At 71.0% G+C, this 16,783-nt stretch carries 12 protein-coding genes; 11 read left to right on the forward strand and 1 reads right to left on the reverse strand.

The window, feature by feature from the left end:
- Nucleotides 1-199: hypothetical protein (locus tag CW362_RS43990; RefSeq protein WP_206300838.1), on the reverse strand; the 199-nt coding region annotated here is incomplete at its 3' end.
- Between the two features lie 388 nt (nt 200-587).
- Between CW362_RS43990 and CW362_RS02265 the strand changes: the two genes are divergently transcribed.
- From CW362_RS02265 to CW362_RS02315, 11 genes are all read left to right on the forward strand, one after another.
- Nucleotides 588-2,390, forward strand: a complete 1,803-nt coding sequence (locus CW362_RS02265; RefSeq protein ID WP_103547609.1) for a condensation domain-containing protein — start codon at nt 588-590, stop codon at nt 2,388-2,390.
- Complete coding sequence (locus CW362_RS02270; protein ID WP_162683942.1) at nt 2,387-3,178, forward strand: thioesterase II family protein; 792 nt, start codon at nt 2,387-2,389, stop codon at nt 3,176-3,178. The genes CW362_RS02265 and CW362_RS02270 overlap by 4 nt, the downstream gene beginning before the upstream one ends.
- Nucleotides 3,175-4,206, forward strand: coding sequence for a TauD/TfdA family dioxygenase (locus CW362_RS02275; protein WP_103547612.1), 1,032 nt, complete (start codon nt 3,175-3,177; stop codon nt 4,204-4,206). Before CW362_RS02270 ends, CW362_RS02275 begins: the two co-directional genes overlap by 4 nt.
- Before the next feature lie 32 nt (nt 4,207-4,238).
- On the forward strand, nt 4,239-5,876 hold the full coding sequence (locus CW362_RS02280) for a PhpK family radical SAM P-methyltransferase (RefSeq protein WP_103547768.1): 1,638 nt from the start codon (nt 4,239-4,241) through the stop codon (nt 5,874-5,876).
- A complete protein-coding gene (locus CW362_RS02285) occupies nt 5,873-7,681 on the forward strand; it encodes a non-ribosomal peptide synthetase (protein WP_103547613.1) in 1,809 nt (602 codons plus the stop codon). The genes CW362_RS02280 and CW362_RS02285 overlap by 4 nt, the downstream gene beginning before the upstream one ends.
- Nucleotides 7,678-10,881 (forward strand): non-ribosomal peptide synthetase, encoded by a 3,204-nt coding sequence (locus CW362_RS02290; RefSeq protein ID WP_162683943.1) that lies wholly within the window; start codon nt 7,678-7,680, stop codon nt 10,879-10,881. Before CW362_RS02285 ends, CW362_RS02290 begins: the two co-directional genes overlap by 4 nt.
- Nucleotides 10,882-10,916: 35 nt before the next feature.
- Complete coding sequence (locus tag CW362_RS02295) at nt 10,917-11,633, forward strand: thioesterase II family protein (protein WP_103547616.1); 717 nt, start codon at nt 10,917-10,919, stop codon at nt 11,631-11,633.
- Entirely contained in the window at nt 11,630-14,464 is a 2,835-nt protein-coding gene (locus CW362_RS02300) for an amino acid adenylation domain-containing protein (protein ID WP_240657618.1), read from the forward strand. The genes CW362_RS02295 and CW362_RS02300 overlap by 4 nt, the downstream gene beginning before the upstream one ends.
- A 61-nt stretch (nt 14,465-14,525) precedes the next feature.
- On the forward strand, nt 14,526-14,735 hold the full coding sequence (locus CW362_RS02305; protein ID WP_103547618.1) for an MbtH family protein: 210 nt from the start codon (nt 14,526-14,528) through the stop codon (nt 14,733-14,735).
- On the forward strand, nt 14,732-15,508 hold the full coding sequence (locus CW362_RS02310) for an FkbM family methyltransferase (protein ID WP_103547620.1): 777 nt from the start codon (nt 14,732-14,734) through the stop codon (nt 15,506-15,508). Before CW362_RS02305 ends, CW362_RS02310 begins: the two co-directional genes overlap by 4 nt.
- 2 nt (nt 15,509-15,510) lie before the next feature.
- On the forward strand, nt 15,511-16,743 hold the full coding sequence (locus CW362_RS02315; RefSeq protein ID WP_240657619.1) for a cytochrome P450: 1,233 nt from the start codon (nt 15,511-15,513) through the stop codon (nt 16,741-16,743).
- Nucleotides 16,744-16,783 lie beyond the last annotated feature (40 nt).

Below are 16,783 nucleotides of genomic sequence, written 5' to 3' on the forward strand. Positions count from 1 at the left end.
TGTTGCGGTCCCCGTCGACGTCCTCCGCATGGTCCTGGAACCAGAGCCTGCGCTGTCCGGAGGACGCGCGCACCGGAGACGACCGGTCGGCCTGCGGGACGGCCGGGGTGTCACTCGCTCCACGCCGGCCGGCCAGCCAGCGTTGCAGCAGAAGTGCCCGACCGTCAGGATCGGCAGCCGGTTGCTGAGGCGAACTCATGGGATCCCACTTCTCCTCGATGTGGTCGAAGCCGGGTGGTGACCCCGGTCCTTGCGCCCGCTCGGGGCCGGCCCGGCCTCCGGTGGTGTCGGGAAACGGTCTGCCGGACGCCCGACGTCGTTCCGGGCGGGGGCCGCGGTGCGCACCTGCAGGACGGATGTGCCAACCGGTGTGACGATCTGGTCTCTGGCGTCCGAAATATCTGCGGTCCGGGTCGATGACCACGGCAACATATGCTTCGAAAATCGCCACAGTCAAGACTAGATCTTGAGCGAACCTCGTCCTCATACTTATGTTGAACGAGCACCGGTCGGCGCTGTTTTGACAGAACGTCTGGCGGTTTTTTGCATGTTTCGTTTCGTAGCCCCCGGGGGAGAGGCGCTTCCGCATGGCTGAGCAACAGCCGGATCCGGCCACCGACTTACTTCAGGCCTGGTTGGCCCGGGCAGGAGAGATTCCGGCCGACGCGGTGCCCCGGGCGGACCGTGACCGGCCCTTACCGGCCTCGCACGCGCAGCAGGGCATGTGGCTCGCCCAGCAGGTGGCGGGGGACGACGACCGTTCGCTGACCGCCCCGCACGCCTACCGCCTGGACGGACGGCTCGATGTGGACGCGCTGGCCACGGCCCTGGGCGTGATCGTCGCCCGGCACGAAGTGCTGCGCACGGGCTTCACCGTCCGACAGGACGAGCTGTTCCAGGTCGTGGCCGATCCGATGCCATTTCGTCTGATCCCCGAGGAAGTCACCGACCGGAAGGGTCTGGAATCCGCCGTACGGGCTTTCAGCCGGCTTCCCTTCGATCTGGAACACGACCCGCTGCTTCGGGTCGGACTGTATCGCCTGGCCCCGCAAGAGCACGTCTTGGTCGCCGTGTTCCATCACATCGCCAATGACGGCTGGTCCATGGACGTTTTCCACCGGGAACTGGCCGCACTCTACGACACTGTTGTCGGTCATTCTTCGGTGGTCGATCCGGAAATTCTGGCAGGCATCGCCGAATTACCGGAACTAAGCCTTCAATACCCGGACTTCGCCGTCTGGCAGCGCTCCCTCGCGGACGACGAGGCCGTGCACGAACCGGCTCTGGCCCACTGGCGTGAAACGCTCGCGGGCGCACCGGATCTGCTTCGCCTGCCGACCGACCGGCCGCGCCCCGCCACACGCTCCAGCACGGGAGAGCGGATCGGATTCGTCCTCCCGCCCGCGGTCTCGTCCGCCGTCGGCGAGCTGGCGACGGCCAGGGGAACGACACCCTTCGTCGTCCAGTTCGCGACGTTCCAGGCGCTGCTCGCCGCATGGTCGTGTCAGTACGACCTGGTGACCGGTGTCACGACGGCGAACCGGTCCTTGCCCGAGACGGAGGAGCTGATCGGGTTCTTCGTCAACATCCTGCCGATCCGTGGTGTCCTCACACCGGACGAGACGTTCGACGGGTTCCTGGCCCGGACGGCGCAGAGTCTGATCGACGCCTACAAGCAGGACGAACTGCCCTTCGAGTTACTGCTGGAGCGGCTGGAGCTGCCCCGCTCGGCCGGCCACAATCCGCTCGTCCAGGTCACCGTCGCGTCCCACCAGGAACTCACCGCGCCACTGGCCCTGACGGGCCTGGAGGTCGAGCATCTGCCTCCGCACGGGCTCGACGTGCAGGAGGACCTGACCTTCTACCTGACGACGGGCGGCCAGGAGGTCCTGGGCCATTTCGCCTTCCGCGCGGACCTGTTCGACCGGGACACGATGGAGGAGCTGAGCCGGGCCTACCTGCGCCTGCTCGAACTCGTCGTCGAAGACAGCGGACTGACGGTGGCCCAGCTGACCGGGAGAGCCGGTCTCCCGGAACGGAAACGGTTCGACGGAACGGTCCGGCAGGCCGGCCACGACGGCGAGGCGACGCCGAGCCCGGAGTCACCCCGCGGTGTCGTGGAGGAACTCGTCGCCTCCGTCTGGGAGGAGGCCCTGAACTGCGGCCCGCTGACACGTGATGCCAACTTCTTCCTCGTCGGCGGGACTTCGCTGGCGGCATCCCGCGTCGCCAACCGGCTCTCGGACGAACTCGGCATCCGGATCCCGGTCCGTGCCGTCTTCCAGAACAGCGGACTCGCACCGCTGGCCGCGCATCTGACCCGGCTCGTCCGGGAGGCCGCCGGCGCGCACTCCGCCGCGACGGGCACCGGGCGGGAAGGCCACGTGTGAAGCAGCCGCCGAACCCCCTGAACACCCGCCCGCAGGCCCGGGAGTGGCTCTGGGACCTGAACCCCCGCTCATCGGCCGCCGACGTGACCCTGGTACTCCTTCCGCACTCCGGCGGCTCGGCCCAGAGCTACGGCGAATGGGGACGCTGGTTCCCCAGCACCGTACGGGTGGTCGCCGCTCAGTACCCCGGCCGGGGCGCACGCTACGGGCAGGATCCGGTCACCGAGATCGCGGCCCTGGCGGATCCGCTGGCCGAGGTACTGGCCGGACTCGACACCCCGGTCCACGTCTTCGGACACAGTCTCGGCGCACTGGTCGGCTTCGAGGTGTGCTGGCGGCTGCAACAGGCCGCGCGCCCCGCGACCGTGTTCCACCCTTCCGCCGCCGCGGCCGCGCACGTGCACCGCTCGGCAGCCGTCTCCCCGGCCCGGCTCACCGACGCCGAACTCCTGGAACTGCTCGCGGAGCGCGGCGGGATGCCGGAGGACATCCTGGCCGAGCCCGACCTGATCGACCTCGTGCTCGACGCCTGCCGCACGGACATGGCCGTCACCGACAGCTATTCCTACGGCGGGGACGACCGGCGGCTGGACTGCCCCGTCATCGCGTTCGGCGGTGACACCGACTCGGCCGTACCGGTCGCCGAGCTGGAGCGATGGAGCGAACTCACCCACGCGGACAGCGAGATCCACGTCCTGACCGGAGGCCACTTCTACCTCCACGACCACATGGCCACGCTCACCGGCGTGGTGCGCCAGCACTTACAGGAGCGGAGTTCCCTCGGATGAAGCCCGACGCGCCCGCACTTCCGGCCACCGCCCTGCCGATCCGGCTGGAACCCGGCAAGCCGCCCGTCCTGTCCCCGCCCCCACTGCCCGACCTCGCCGCGGCCCGCACCTGGCTGGCCGAACGGCGGGCGGCCGTGCGGACCGAACTCCTGCGCCACGGACACCTGCTGATCCGCGGCCTTCCCATCAGCCGGCCGGAGGAGTTCGCCGAAGTACGCGATCTCCTGGTCGAGCGACGGGCCGCCTACAAGGAGAAGGCGACACCCCGCAGCGCGTACGGCGACGACGTCTACTCCTCCACGGACCTGCCGGCCGCGCAGCCCATCCACCTGCACAACGAGAACAGCTACACGCTGGACTTCCCCGGACTGCTGGTCTTCGGCTGCATCGAGGCGCCCCGGAGCGGTGGTGCCACCACGGTGGCCGACGTCCGCGAGGTGCTCGCGGCCATTCCCCCCGACCTCGTGGAACGGTTCCGCAAGGCGGGATGGCTCCTCACCCGCAACTACCACAGCCACGTGGGACTGCCCTGGCCCACGGCCTTCGCGACCGATCGCCCCGAGGCCGTCCAGGAGTACTGCGCACAGAACCTGATCGGCTGGGAATGGGGCGCCGACTCCGCGCTGCGCACCGTCCAGCGCCGCTCCGCACTGGTCCGCCACCCGGTGACCGGTGAGGAGGTGTGGTTCAACCACGCCGCGTTCTGGAGCCGGTGGTCCCTGGAAGAAGAAGTCCTCGACGTGCTGACCATGACCTACGGCGAGGACGGACTGCCCTTCGACACCGCTTTCGGCGACGGCAGCGCGCTCACCGAGGAGGACGTGCGGCTGCTCAACGCGGCGTACGAGTCGGCCACCCGCCGGGAGAGCTGGCAGGCGGGCGACCTGATGCTCGTCGACAACATCCTCTCCGCACACGGACGCGACGCCTACCAGGGGGACAGGAAGATCCTTGTCGCCATGGGGGAGCCCGTGACCCTTCAGGAGTGCGCACCGACGGTGGAGCCGGCTTCCGGGCCCACCGCCTGAACATCTCTTCCCAGACTTGGAGCATCCACCAGATGCCGGAACTCGACTGCGTCGTCATCGGATACAACGAGGGCGACTTCCAGGACTACCGTCTGATGTGCGAGCGAAGCGGCCCGGACTCGCCCGAGTGGCAGATCTACCGCAAGGAACATCTCGAGGTCGACGGGCGTCCGATGCCGTGGATGGACGCCCTGAGCACCCTGCGGAACAGGGCGACCGGACGCAACGACCGGTACCACGTCGGTGAGGTCTTCAACCTCGCCGGCCTCTATCTGACCAACTTCCTGCGCCGGCACGGCGTACGCGCCGACGCCGTGTCGTTGTTCGGAGCCGAGCAGGACCGACTGGCGCGGATGCTCGCCGGGCGTCCGGCAGTCGTGGCGATCACCACGACCTTCTACGTCAACATTCTCTCGGTCACGCCGATCGTCGACTTCGTCCGCACCCATTCCCCGTCCTCGCACATCGTGGTGGGCGGCCCGTTGGTCGACAACCTGTGCCTCGACGGCATCACCGACGAGGTGCAGGACCTCTTCCACGGGATGGGAGCCGACAGCTACGTCCGGGAGTCCCAGGGGGAGCACGCGCTGGCGGAGCTCTGCCACGCCGTCGGACGCGGGCAGCCGCTCGACACGGTGGCCAACCTGATCACCTGCCCGGAGGAGGACTGGGTCGCCAACCGGCGCAAGCCCGAGGGCAACGACCTGGACGCCTGCGCGATCGACTGGGGGAGTTTCACGCCCGAACAGATCGGTGTGACCGCGCAGACGCGCACGGCCCGCAGCTGTGCCTTCAAATGCAGCTTCTGCGACTACCCCACCCGGGCCGGGGCCCTGACCACCGCCTCGGTCGACACGGTCCGCCAGGAACTACGGGCGATGGCCGAACTCGGGGTGCGCAACCTCGTCTTCGTCGACGACACCTTCAACGTCCCGCCGAAACGGTTCAAGGAACTCTGCCGCATGATGATCGAGGAGGACCTCGGTCTCAGCTGGTACTCCTACTTCCGCTGCTCCAACGCCCGGGACGAGGAGACCTTCGACCTCGCCGCGCAGAGCGGCTGCCGGGGGGTGTTCCTCGGCATCGAATCGGGTGACGCCGACATCCTCGCCAACATGAACAAGCTGGCCCAGGACTCCCAGTACCGCGCCGGCATCGCCCGGCTCAAGGAGCGGGACATCACCACCTTCGCCTCGATCATCGTCGGCTTCCCCGGCGAGAACGAACGCACCATGCAGAACACCATCGATTTCGTCAACGAGACCGGACCGACGTTCTGGCGGGCCCAGCCCTGGTGGGGCAACCCGCGTTCCCCCGTCTACCGGAACAAGGAGGTGTACGGCATCGAAGGGGCCGCGTACGACTGGTCGCACGCGACGATGAACTCGGCCGAGGCCGCCGCGTGGTGCGACACCATGTTCGACCGGGTGACCGAGTCGGTGTGGCTGCCGCTCTACGACTTCGACTTCTGGTCGCTGCCGTACCTGGAGGGCAAGGGCCTCGGGGTCGACGACCTCGTCCCCCTCCTGCGCACCACCCAGGAGCTCATGCGCGAGCGTGACGGCCGTCGCCCGGACCCCGCCCGGCTCGCCGTCCTCAACGAACAGCTCGCCAAGGACGTGGCCGCCCTCGACATGGCCCCCGCACGGTTCGCCTACCCCGCGTCATGACCAGTGGCATACACGCGGCGATCACCGCCGCGGCACGCACCCATCCGCGCCGTGCCGCGGTGGTCACCGACGACGGTGAGCTCTCCTACCGGGAACTGGACGACCTCTCCGACCGGCTCTGCGCGGACCTGATACGCGCCGGCACGGCCCGGCAGTCGGTGGTCGGCCTGCATTTCTCGCGCAGCGCGGAGCAGGTCGTCGCCCTGCTCGCGGTACTCAAGGCAGGGTGCGCCTACCTGCCGCTCGATCCCCGCTACCCGGCGGACCGGTTGCGGTACATGGTGGCCGATTCCGGCGCCGCCAGGATTCTCACCAGCCCCATGCCGAAGCATCCGGAGGACTGGCCCGTGCACTGCCCGGTGACGCAGGTGTCCCTGCCGCTGCCGCCGGAGAGCGCGTCGGCGCGGCACGCCGGACGAACCGTCCACCCCGGCGACCTCGCGTACGTGCTCTACACCTCCGGGACCACGGGCCGCCCCAAAGCGGTCGGCATCACGCACGGCAATGTCACGAGCCTCCTGCGGGGCCTCGAAGCGACGGTCCTGCGGGACATCGGGCCGGCCAGGGTCGCCTGGAACGCGAGCGCCTGCTTCGACGCCTCCGTCCAGCAGTGGCTGCGGCTCGGCCGCGGCGACACGCTGGTCCTGCTGGACGAGGACGTCCGCGCCGATCCGTCCGGCCTGGTCGACGATCTGGTGCGACACGGTGTGACCGACATGGACGTGGTCCCGTCCCACCTCGCCCAGCTGACCGCACCGCTGGCCGTATCGGGCATTCCCCTGCGCCTGCTCGTCGGGGGCGAACCCCTGCCGCCCGCTCTGTGGGCCGAGCTGTGCCACCTGGGCGGCCGCCAGGGGCTGCGCGCCTGGAACATGTACGGTCCGAGCGAGTGCACCGTCGACACCACGGCGGCACCCGTCGACGGCGAGGCTCCGAACCTCGGCGGCCCGCTGCCGGGTGTCCACTGCTACGTACTGGACGCCGGGCTCCGCCCCGTGCGGGCCGGCGGAACGGGCGAACTGTTCATCGCGGGCCCCTCGGTCGGACGCGGCTACCACCGCCTGCCCGGGCGCACCGCGGCCGCCTTCCTGCCCGACCCGTTCACCGGGGACGGCGGCCGGATGTACCGCACCGGCGACCTCGTACGCCACGACGACCAGGGGCGCCTGGAGTTCGTACGGCGCCGGGACCGCCAGGTGAAGGTACGCGGCCACCGCGTCGAACTCGGCGAGGTCGAGGCGGCGTTGGCCGGACTGCCCGAGGTCGCGGGCGCATCGGTCGTGCTGCGCGACGACCTTCCTGCCGGACCGGGTCTCGCCGGTTACGCGGTGCCGGCCGCCGGGACGTCCCCGACCGCCCCCGCACTCCGCGAACGGCTGCGCGCCCTGCTGCCCGAGCACATGGTGCCCACCGTCGTCGTCCTCCTGGACACGCTGCCCCTGGGCCCCAACGGCAAGATCGACCATGCCGCGCTGCCCCGGCCCTCCTTCCCCGCCGCCCCCGCGGAGGACTCCGCCGAACCGGACCCCGCCGAACCGGGGGGACCCCTGGAACGGGACGTCGCACTGATCTGGACCAAGGTCCTGGGCGAGCGCCGGATCGGCGCCACCGACAACTTCTTCCAGCTCGGCGGTGACTCCCTGGCGGTCGGCCGAGTACTGAACCGGTGCCAGGAGCACTTCGGGGTGCGGCTCAGAGCCAGGGCGCTCTTCGAGAACCCCACGGTCCGCGGGTTCGCCGCCGCCGTACGCCACGAGACAGAACAGGTCCTCTCCCGACCGGACAACGAAGGATCCACCCCGTGACTGATCAGCCTGCGCAGCGCACCCTCCCGACCCGCCTCGGCCAGGAGGGTCCGTCCCCCGCCTCGTTCTCCCAGGCACGCCTGTGGTTCGCCGACCAGATGGGCCGACGCGGGCTGGAATTCGTGTACCCGTACGCGCTGCGGTTGCGTGGCCCCCTGGACGCGGACGCATTCGCCGGAGCCCTCGACGCGGTCGTCGCCCGCCACGAGACGCTGCGTACCACATTCGTCTCCCACGACGGAGAACCGCTGCAGGTCGTCAACGAGCCGTTCTCGCTCGGCCTCGAGGTCACCCCGGTGGAAGCCCGCGCGGACGAGTCGGCCGAAGCGGCGCTGGAGCGGGAGATCCGTGCCGTGGTGGAGCTGCGGTTCGACCTGTCGCAGGGGCCGGTGCTGCGGGCCCGGCTGTTCCGGGTCGGCCCCGACGAGCACGTGTTCCTCCTCGTGATCCACCACATCGCGACCGACGGCTGGTCCATGGAGATCGTGTTCCGCGAGATCGGCGAGGCGTACGAGGCACTGCGCTCCGGACGGGAGCCGGAGTTCCCGGAGCTCTCCCTTCAGTTCGCCGATGTCGCCTCCTGGGAACGACAGCGTTTCGCGGCCGGGGAGTTCGCCGCCGACCTGGCGTTCTGGCGCGAACACCTGGAGGGCTGTCCGCACGTGCTCGCCCTGCCTCTGGACCGTCCGAAGCCCGCTGTCCAGTCCTTCGACGGGCGGCTCCTGTCGTTCGAGGTCCCGGCGGCCGACGCGACCGCGCTGGCCGAACTGGCGAAGGAGTGCGGCGCTTCCACCCACATGGTGCTGCTCGCCACCTTCCAACTGCTGATGGCGCGGTGGTCGGGGCAGTACGACTTCGTCGTCGGCACCCCGGCCGCCAACCGAGAGGTGTCCGAGGCGGAGGAACTGGTCGGGTTCTTCATGAACCTGCTGCCGCTCCGTGCCGCGGTGGACCCGGCAGGCTCCTTCCGGGACCTGGTGGCCAGGGTCCGGGAGTCGTCGCTCGACGCCTATGACCACCAGGGACTCTCCTTCGACCGCCTGGTGGAGGAGATCGCGCCGGAGCGGACCCTTGCGCACAACCCCCTGGTCCAGATCGCCTTCAACATGGAGAAGCACCCGCGGCTCACCATCGACGGCGTCGGGGTCGAAGCGCTGGACGTCCAGCCCGACATCACGCGCTACGACTTGGCGGTCGACTACTTCGTGGAGCCTTCGGGCGCTCTGCGCTGGGACTTCTACTACGCGAGCGACCTGTTCGAGCCGGAGAGCATCGAGGCGCTGACCCGTCGGTTCGCCCGTCTGCTGCGCACGGTCACCGCCCGGCCGGACGCCTCCCTGGCCGTTCTTCCCGTGCTGGACGAGCAGGAGGAGGCCCGCGTCCTGGGCCTGGGCAGGGGCCCGCAGCCCGAGGGCGACGCCCCCACCCTGCTGGACCGGTTCCGGACAGCGGTCGAGACCCGCCCCGACACCCCGGCGGTCGTGGACGGTGACACCGTCCTCACCTTCGCCGAGCTGGACCGGCGGGCCACCGAGATCGCCCGGATCGTCGCAGCCCACGGAGCCGGTCCCGAGGAGGTGGTCGGCCTGTGCCTGCCCCGCTCCGCGGAACTGCTGGCAGCCATGCTCGGTGTCCTGCGCACCGGCGCCTCCTACCTTCCGCTGGATCCCCAGTACCCGGCCGAGCGTCTCGACTACCTGATCCGCGACAGCGCGGTACGGGTGGTGCTCACCGCGTCCCGCACCGAGCGCGACGCGCGACTCGGCGGTCTCGCGACGACGGTCCGACTGGACGAGGCGCAGCCGGGCGCCGCCGCTCCCACCCCCCTCGTCGAAGTGCGTCCCGACCAGTGCGCGTACGTGATCTACACGTCCGGGTCCACGGGACGCCCCAAGGGCGTCCAGGTCAGCCACGGCTCCCTGGCCTCCCTGCTGGCGGGTCTCGAACACTCCGGTGCCGTCCGAACGGCCGACGGCCGCGTCGGCTGGAACGCCAGCCCGTCCTTCGACGCCTCCGTGCAGCAGTGGACCCGGGTCTGTCGGGGGGACACCGTCGTCATCGTCGACGAGGCCGTGCGCCGCTCCCCGGAGCTGCTGGCGGACTTCGTCGCGCGGCAGCGCCTGACCGACCTCGACCTCACCCCCTCCCACGCGGAGCACCTGGCCGGCCCGCTGGCCGAGGCCTTGGGGTCCGTCGGCGGACTCCGCCTGTGGATCGGCGGCGAGCCCCTCCCCGTCGCCCTGTGGGAGACCCTGGGCGCGCTGACCGACCGGGGCGTGCTCGACGCCGTCAACGTCTACGGCACCACCGAGACGGCCGTGGACACCACATGGGCGCCCGTGACGAGCAGGACGCCGCCGCACCTCGGCACGTCCCTGGCCGGCCAGACCGTGCGTCTGCTGGACGGCGGACTCCTCCCGGTGCCGGTGGGCACGCCCGGTGAGCTCTACGTCTGCGGCGTGTCCGTGGCCCGTGGCTACCTCGGACGTCCCGGACTGACGGCATCGCGCTTCGTCCCCGACCCGTGGGCCGCCGACGGCTCCCGGATGTACCGGACGGGCGACCGGGCGCGCTGGACCCCGGACGGGCGACTGGAGTACCTGGGCCGTACCGACCACCAGGTGAAGGTGCGCGGCTACCGGATCGAGCTGGGCGAGATCGAATCGGTCCTCGCGGAGTTCCCCGGAACGCTGGACTGCGGGGTCGTACGCAAGGAGCACGAGGGCGACGCCGGGCTCGCGGCGTACCTGCGCACGACACCGGGCACCACCGCCCGGCAGGTGCGGGAACACGCCGAGAGCCGGCTGCCCGAATGGATGCGGCCCTCGACCTACACCCTGCTCGAGGAGATGCCGCTGACGCCGGCGGGCAAGCTCGACCGGGTGGCCCTGGCCGAGATCAAGACATCCGGGCCGAGCGAGGCGGAGACGTCCGCGCCGGAGGCCGACGTCCCGCGCAGCGCCACCGAGGAACTGCTGATCCGCATCTGCCAGGAGGTCCTCGGGGTGGAGGGCCTTCGCCCGTCCGACCACTTCTTCGAGGCCGGAGGCCACTCACTGCTGGCCATCCGGGTGGTCGCGCGGCTCAAGCGTCAGGCCCAGCTGGTCATCCCGATGACGGCCGTCTTCGAGAACCCCGTACTGCGGGACCTGGCGGCCTACGTCGAGGAGGCCATCCGGGCCCGGATGGCCTCCTCGTGAGCCTCGACCAGCCGCCATCGAAGTCCGGAGCACCCATGCGTCAGATCCCGATCCTCTGCCTGCCCTACGCGGGAGCAGGCGCCACCTTCTACCGGAGCTGGCCCGCGCCCCCCGCCGGCGTCGGCATCGTCGCCCTCCAGCCCGCCGGCCGGGAGGAGCGCTACCACGAGGACCCGTACGCCGGCCTGGAGGAGGCCGTCGAGGACCTCGCGAAGCTGGTCACCGCGCACGCCGAGGCCGGCCCCTACGCCCTGTTCGGTCACAGCTTCGGGGCGATCCTCGCCTATGAGCTCGCACGCGCGCTGCACGAGGCGGACGTACCGGGGCCCGACCGGCTCATGGTCAGTGGCTCCGCCGCTCCCGGAGTGCCGCTCGGGCGGCACTCCGCGGATCTGGACGACGAGGAGTTCGTGGCCCGGGTGGAGCAGCTCGCCGGCTACGTCCACCCGGCGCTGGCCGACCCGGACCTGCGTGAGGTGGTGCTCCCGGTGCTGCGGGCCGACGTGGGGCTGCACGAGTCCTACCGGCCCACGGGGACGAAGCCGCTCCCCGTCCCGATCACCGTGTTCCGGGGCGCGAAGGACCACCTGGTCAGCGCGGAGGACTGCCGGCCCTGGGCGGACCTGTCCACCGAGGGCTGCTCCTGGCTCGAGTTCGAGGGCGGCCACATGTACCTGGCGGAGGACCCCGTGTCCGTCCTGAACGCGATGGCCGACTCGGTCGCTGTCAGGCCTCTGCCGGAGCGCCCGTGAGCCGGGCCAACTCCCTGGTGCTGCCCGGCCTGCGGCGCATCGACGCGGACGAGGTCGGGCGTCGGCTCGACGGCTTGCGGGCCCCCGGACCCGTGTCCCGGGGGCCGGTGCTGTGGACGGAGACCCTGCCGTACCCGAGCCACGACCCGCGGGCCGAACGGCTGCGTCTGCGGACCACGGGCCGGCCCGTCGCCCCGCCCGACGGGCCGGCCGTCCGGGTCTGTCTGCTGACGTACACCGACCAGGTCCAGGACCTGGTGGTGAGCGCCCGGCCGGAGGCGCTGGACGAGGCAGGACTCGCCGGCCTGGCATGTCTGCTGGTCGAAAGGTCCGGCACCCCGGATCCCGGACCGGTGGTGCTGCCCGAACCCGTCGGCACGACCGCCGCGGAGCCGGCCGAGCGGCTTTCGCTGGAGTGGGCGTCGGGTGCCGACGGCGGCCCCGGAAGCCGGGGGAGCCGCGCCGTCGCCCTGCCCTCGGACGACGCCCCTCGGCGGGGCGAGGCCGTCGTCGTCGCAGCCCTGGCGGCGGCGCTGGCCCGTAGGACAGGCGGCACGGCCCCGCCCCTGACGGTGCGCCGGCCCGGCCCCGCCGGTGAGAGCCTGGCGCGTACGGACTCCGCCGCGACCGTACTGCTGCGGTCGCCGGCATCGGCGACCGTCGAGGCGAGGGCGGCCGCGGCCCGTCGGATCCTGCGCGATGCCCACTGGGCGGTCGGCCCGGTACCGGCGCACGATGTGGAGCTGCGGCTCCCCGTACCTCCGGCCACCCGTCTTCGGCTGGAGGCGGCGGGGCTCGGGCTGTCGTCGCGGACGGTGCCGGCCCCCGAGTCGGCCGTGCTCGCCTTCCGCCTCGACTCCGGGCCGGACGCGCACGAACTCAGCTGCGACTTCGCCGCCGACCTCGTGGCGAGCGAGGCGGTGGAGGCCCTGCTGACCGAGGTCGCCAGGGCCGTCGGCGAGGCGTCCGAGGATCCCGGGCCGGGAGGATCCCGTGCCGGGACGGCGTCGGCCGGAGGCGGCCCGGCCCTGGGCGCCGAGACCACCATTCACGACCTGGTCACCGAACGGGCCGCGGCGCACCCGGATGCCGTGGCGGTGACGGCACCCGACCGCGAACTGACCTACGGGCAACTGGATCTGTGGGCCGAGACGATCGGTGACTCGCTGCGCTCACGGGGCATCGGCGCCGGGCACCGCGTGGGCGTGTGTCTGACACGCGGCGCGGAACTCGTCGCCACACTGCTCGGGGTGCTCAAGTCCGGAGCGGCCTACGTACCGATCGACCCTTCCTCTCCCGAGGACCGGGTGCGCTATCTCGCGCGGGACGCGGGCCTCTCCCATGTCCTCACGCACCGGAGCGACGGAGCCTTCGCCGGCTGTCCGCACTCGGCCCCGCCATCGGCGACCGACGGACCGGCGGACGGGGGGGCGCGCGCGGCGGACGGCGCTCCGCGCTCCGGCTCCCGCGACCCCGCCTACGTCATCTACACGTCGGGGTCCACCGGCCGGCCCAAGGGCGTGGTGGTCGAGCACCGGAACTTCGCCGCGCTCCTGGCCGGGACGCGTGAGGAGTTCCGGTTCACCGGCCATGACGTGTGGACCTTCTTCCACTCGTTCGCGTTCGACTTCTCGGTGTGGGAGATCTGGGGCTGCCTCGCCACGGGAGGCAGGCTGGTCGTCGTCCCCGAGGACGTGGCCCGGGTACCGGAGGAATTCCGGGAGCTGCTTCACGGCCAGCGGGTCACCGTCCTCAACCAGACCCCGTCGGCGTTCGTCCAGCTGCTGTCCACCGAGACCGCCGGGGCGGCACCGCTCGACGTACGGCTCCTCGTCTTCGGCGGTGAACCGCTGGACTCGCGCACCCTGTTGCCCTGGTTCGACGCACACCCCGAGGACCGGTGCCGGGTGGTGAACATGTACGGGATCACCGAGACGACGGTGCACTGCACCTGGACCGACCTGACCCGGCGTGACGCCCTGGCGAACAGCCGCTCCATCGGCGTCGCACTGCCCGGCTGGACGCTCCACGTCCTCGATCCGCACGGGCGGCCCCTGCCGCCGGGCGTACCCGGCGAGATCCACGTCGGCGGTGCCGGAGTGGCCCGCTGCTACCACGGCCGGTCCGGCCTGACCGCCCAGCGCTTCCGCCCCGACCACCTGTCCGGGGTCCCCGGAGCACGTCTGTACCGAACGGGCGACCGCGGGCGGCTGCGTCATGACGGCCGGCTCGAACACCTCGGCCGGCTCGACGGGCAGGTGAAGGTGCGCGGGTACCGGATCGAGCTCGACGAGATCAGGAACTGCCTGCTGGAAGCCGCCGAGGTCCGTGGGGCGGCGGTCGTCCTGCGCCACCGCGGCGAGGCCGGCGACGCACACCTGGACGCCTACGTGGTGGGTCCGCAGGCCGATCCGGCGGCCCTGCGCGAGCACCTGGAGCGGACCCTGCCCGGCTACATGGTGCCCAGCACTCTCACGGTCCTGCCGTCCATGCCGGTGACGGGCAACGGGAAACTCGACGTCGAGCGCCTGCCCGAACCGGGCCACCGGCCGTCCCCGCCGCGGCCGGCCGGGACCACGGAGCAGCCGGTCCCGTCCGGACGGGCCCCCGCCGAGCCGGACGTGGCCTCCCGGATAGCGGGAGCCTGGCACGAGGTGCTGGGCACGCCCGTCACCCCGGACGACAACTTCTTCCTGGTCGGCGGCAACTCGCTGCTGGCCATCCGGGTCATGGTCCGCCTGCGGGAGCAGGGAATCACGGACGCGCCCGTACGGATGCTCTACCGCCACCCGACCGTCCGGCGACTGGCCGAGGCTCTGACCGCTCAGTAGCCCGTCCCGCCGCCCGGCCGAGATCAGCACACGACACCACATCACACCGGAGGAATCACACATGAGCGACAACGGCCCCGAGCGCTGGACCGTCCTGGTCAACGCCGAGGAGCAGTACGGCCTGTTCCCCGCCGAGCTTCCCCTGCCGGACGGGTGGCGTCCGGCGGACTTCACCGGTACCGAGGACGAGTGCGTCCGCTACGTCGACGAGCACTGGACCGACATGCGCCCGCTGAGCCTGCGGAAGGCCCTGGGGGGTTCGGCGGCATGACGACGACGCAGACGATGAACCTGCCCAACGGGCTGGCCGTCTCCCACGTCAGCGTGGGGGAGACGGCGTTGCTCTACCGGGACATCTTCGCCGAGCGGTGCTACATGCAGCACGGCATCACGTTGTCTCCCGGCGGCACCGTCTTCGACGTCGGCGCCAACATCGGCATGTCGACCCTCTTCTTCCACACGGAATGCCCCGGGCTCACCTTCCACGCCTTCGAGCCGGCGCCGATCCCGTACGCCGCGCTGAGCGCCAACATCGACGCGCACGGGATCGACGCCACGGCCACCCGGTGCGCCCTGTCCGACCACGCCGGAACCGGCCGTCTGACGTACTACCCCGACTCCACCGTGATGTCCGGCTTCCACGCCGACGCCCGGTCGGAAGCGGACCTGACCCGGACCTTCCTGGTCCGGAGCGGTTTCGACGACGAGGACGTGGAGGACATGCTGGCCGGCCGGCACGACACCGTCGAGATCGAGTGCCCGGTGCGGACCCTGTCCCAGGTCATCGCCGAGCACGGCACCACCTCGATCGACCTGCTCAAGATCGATGTGGAGAAGAGCGAACTGGAGGTGCTCCAGGGCCTGGAGGAGGCGGACTGGCCGAAGGTCCGCCAGGTCGTCGCCGAGGTCCATGACCTCGACGGCACGTTGAAGGCGTTCGTCTCGCTCCTGGCGGACCACGGATTCGACGTCGCGGTCGAACAGGACGCATTGCTCGCGGACACGGAGATCTACGAGGTCTTCGCCGTACGAAAGGCAGGCTGATCGTGGTCGACACGATCGATCCCACGACGATCGACCCGGCGACGATCGACGTGGCGGACCCGGAACTCTACGAATCCGGAGATCCGGTGGCCCTGTGGGCGCACCTGCGTGCCACGTCTCCGGTCCACTGGAACAACCACCCTCCGGGCCCCGGGTTCTGGGCCGTCATGTCCTACCGGCCCGCCCTCGAGGTCTATCGGAACACCGACGCGTTCACCTCCGAACTCGGCATGCGCATCGACTCCGACCCGGCCGCCGTCGAGGCGGCGGCGGGCAAGATGCTCATCGTCACCGACCCGCCCACCCATCCCCGGCTGCGGCAGCTGATGAACTCGGCCTTCCTGCCCAGGGTCGTCTCCACTCTGGAGGCCTCCATGCGCAGGGTGATCGAACCGCTCGTGGACGAAGCGCTGCGCAACGACGTCGTGGACTTCGTCAGCGAGATCGCCGCGGTCCTGCCGGCGGCGATCATCTGCGACATCATGGACGTGCCCCAGTCGGAACGGGCCATGATGATCGACCTGACCAGCAAGGCGTTCGGAGCCTCGGTGGGCGGCGAGGCGAAGTGCCCCATGGGAACCATGGAGAAGACCGAAGCCCACGCGGAGATATTCCTCTACTACACCGAGCTCGTGGAGCAGCGGAGGCGCGCCCCCGGGAGCGATGTGGTCAGCGCGCTCATCCAGGGGGACCTGGGCGGACGCAGACTCACCGACGAGGAGGTCCTGCTCAACTGCGACGGTCTGCTCACCGGCGCCAACGAGACGACCCGCCACGCCTCCGCCGCCGGGCTGCTGGCACTCATCCAGAACCCCGGCGAATGGCACCGGCTGCGCGGCGGGGAGGTGAGCATCGAGTCCGCGGTCGACGAGGTCCTGCGCTACACCAGCCCCGCCCTGCACGTCCTGCGCGTCGCCAAGAAGGACGTCGAGGTCGGTGGCCGGCTCGTCCGCGCCGGGGAGGCCGTCGCCATCTGGAACTCCTCGGTCAACCGGGACGAGACGGTGTTCCCCGATCCGGACAGGTTCGACCTCGGCCGCGACCAGAACCGGCACCTGACGTTCGGGATCGGCCCGCACTTCTGTCTCGGGGCACCGCTGGCCAGGGTGGAGTTGAAGGTCCTGCTCCAGGTGCTGGCCGAGAAGGTGACGCACTTGGAGCTTGCCGGGCCCGTCGAGCGGCTGCGGTCCAACTTCATGTGGGGCATCGAACGGCTGCCCGTGGTCCTGCGCTGACCCGCTCGCCCGGACCGCCGGAGCGGAGAGCGGCCGACGG

This window comes from Streptomyces populi (genome assembly GCF_002911015.1).
Classification (GTDB): Bacteria; Actinomycetota; Actinomycetes; order Streptomycetales; family Streptomycetaceae; genus Streptomyces; species Streptomyces populi.

What these genes read in the sequence shown, in the direction of transcription:
- CW362_RS02285 (WP_103547613.1), top strand. Translation starts at nt 5,873, where the DNA reads ATGACCAGTGGCATACACGCGGCGATCACCGCCGCGGCACGCACCCAT.
- CW362_RS02305 (WP_103547618.1), top strand. Translation starts at nt 14,526, where the DNA reads ATGAGCGACAACGGCCCCGAGCGCTGGACCGTCCTGGTCAACGCCGAG.
- CW362_RS02310 (WP_103547620.1), top strand. Translation starts at nt 14,732, where the DNA reads ATGACGACGACGCAGACGATGAACCTGCCCAACGGGCTGGCCGTCTCC.
- CW362_RS02280 (WP_103547768.1), top strand. Translation starts at nt 4,239, where the DNA reads ATGCCGGAACTCGACTGCGTCGTCATCGGATACAACGAGGGCGACTTC.
- CW362_RS02295 (WP_103547616.1), top strand. Translation starts at nt 10,917, where the DNA reads ATGCGTCAGATCCCGATCCTCTGCCTGCCCTACGCGGGAGCAGGCGCC.
- CW362_RS02265 (WP_103547609.1), top strand. Translation starts at nt 588, where the DNA reads ATGGCTGAGCAACAGCCGGATCCGGCCACCGACTTACTTCAGGCCTGG.
- CW362_RS02275 (WP_103547612.1), top strand. Translation starts at nt 3,175, where the DNA reads ATGAAGCCCGACGCGCCCGCACTTCCGGCCACCGCCCTGCCGATCCGG.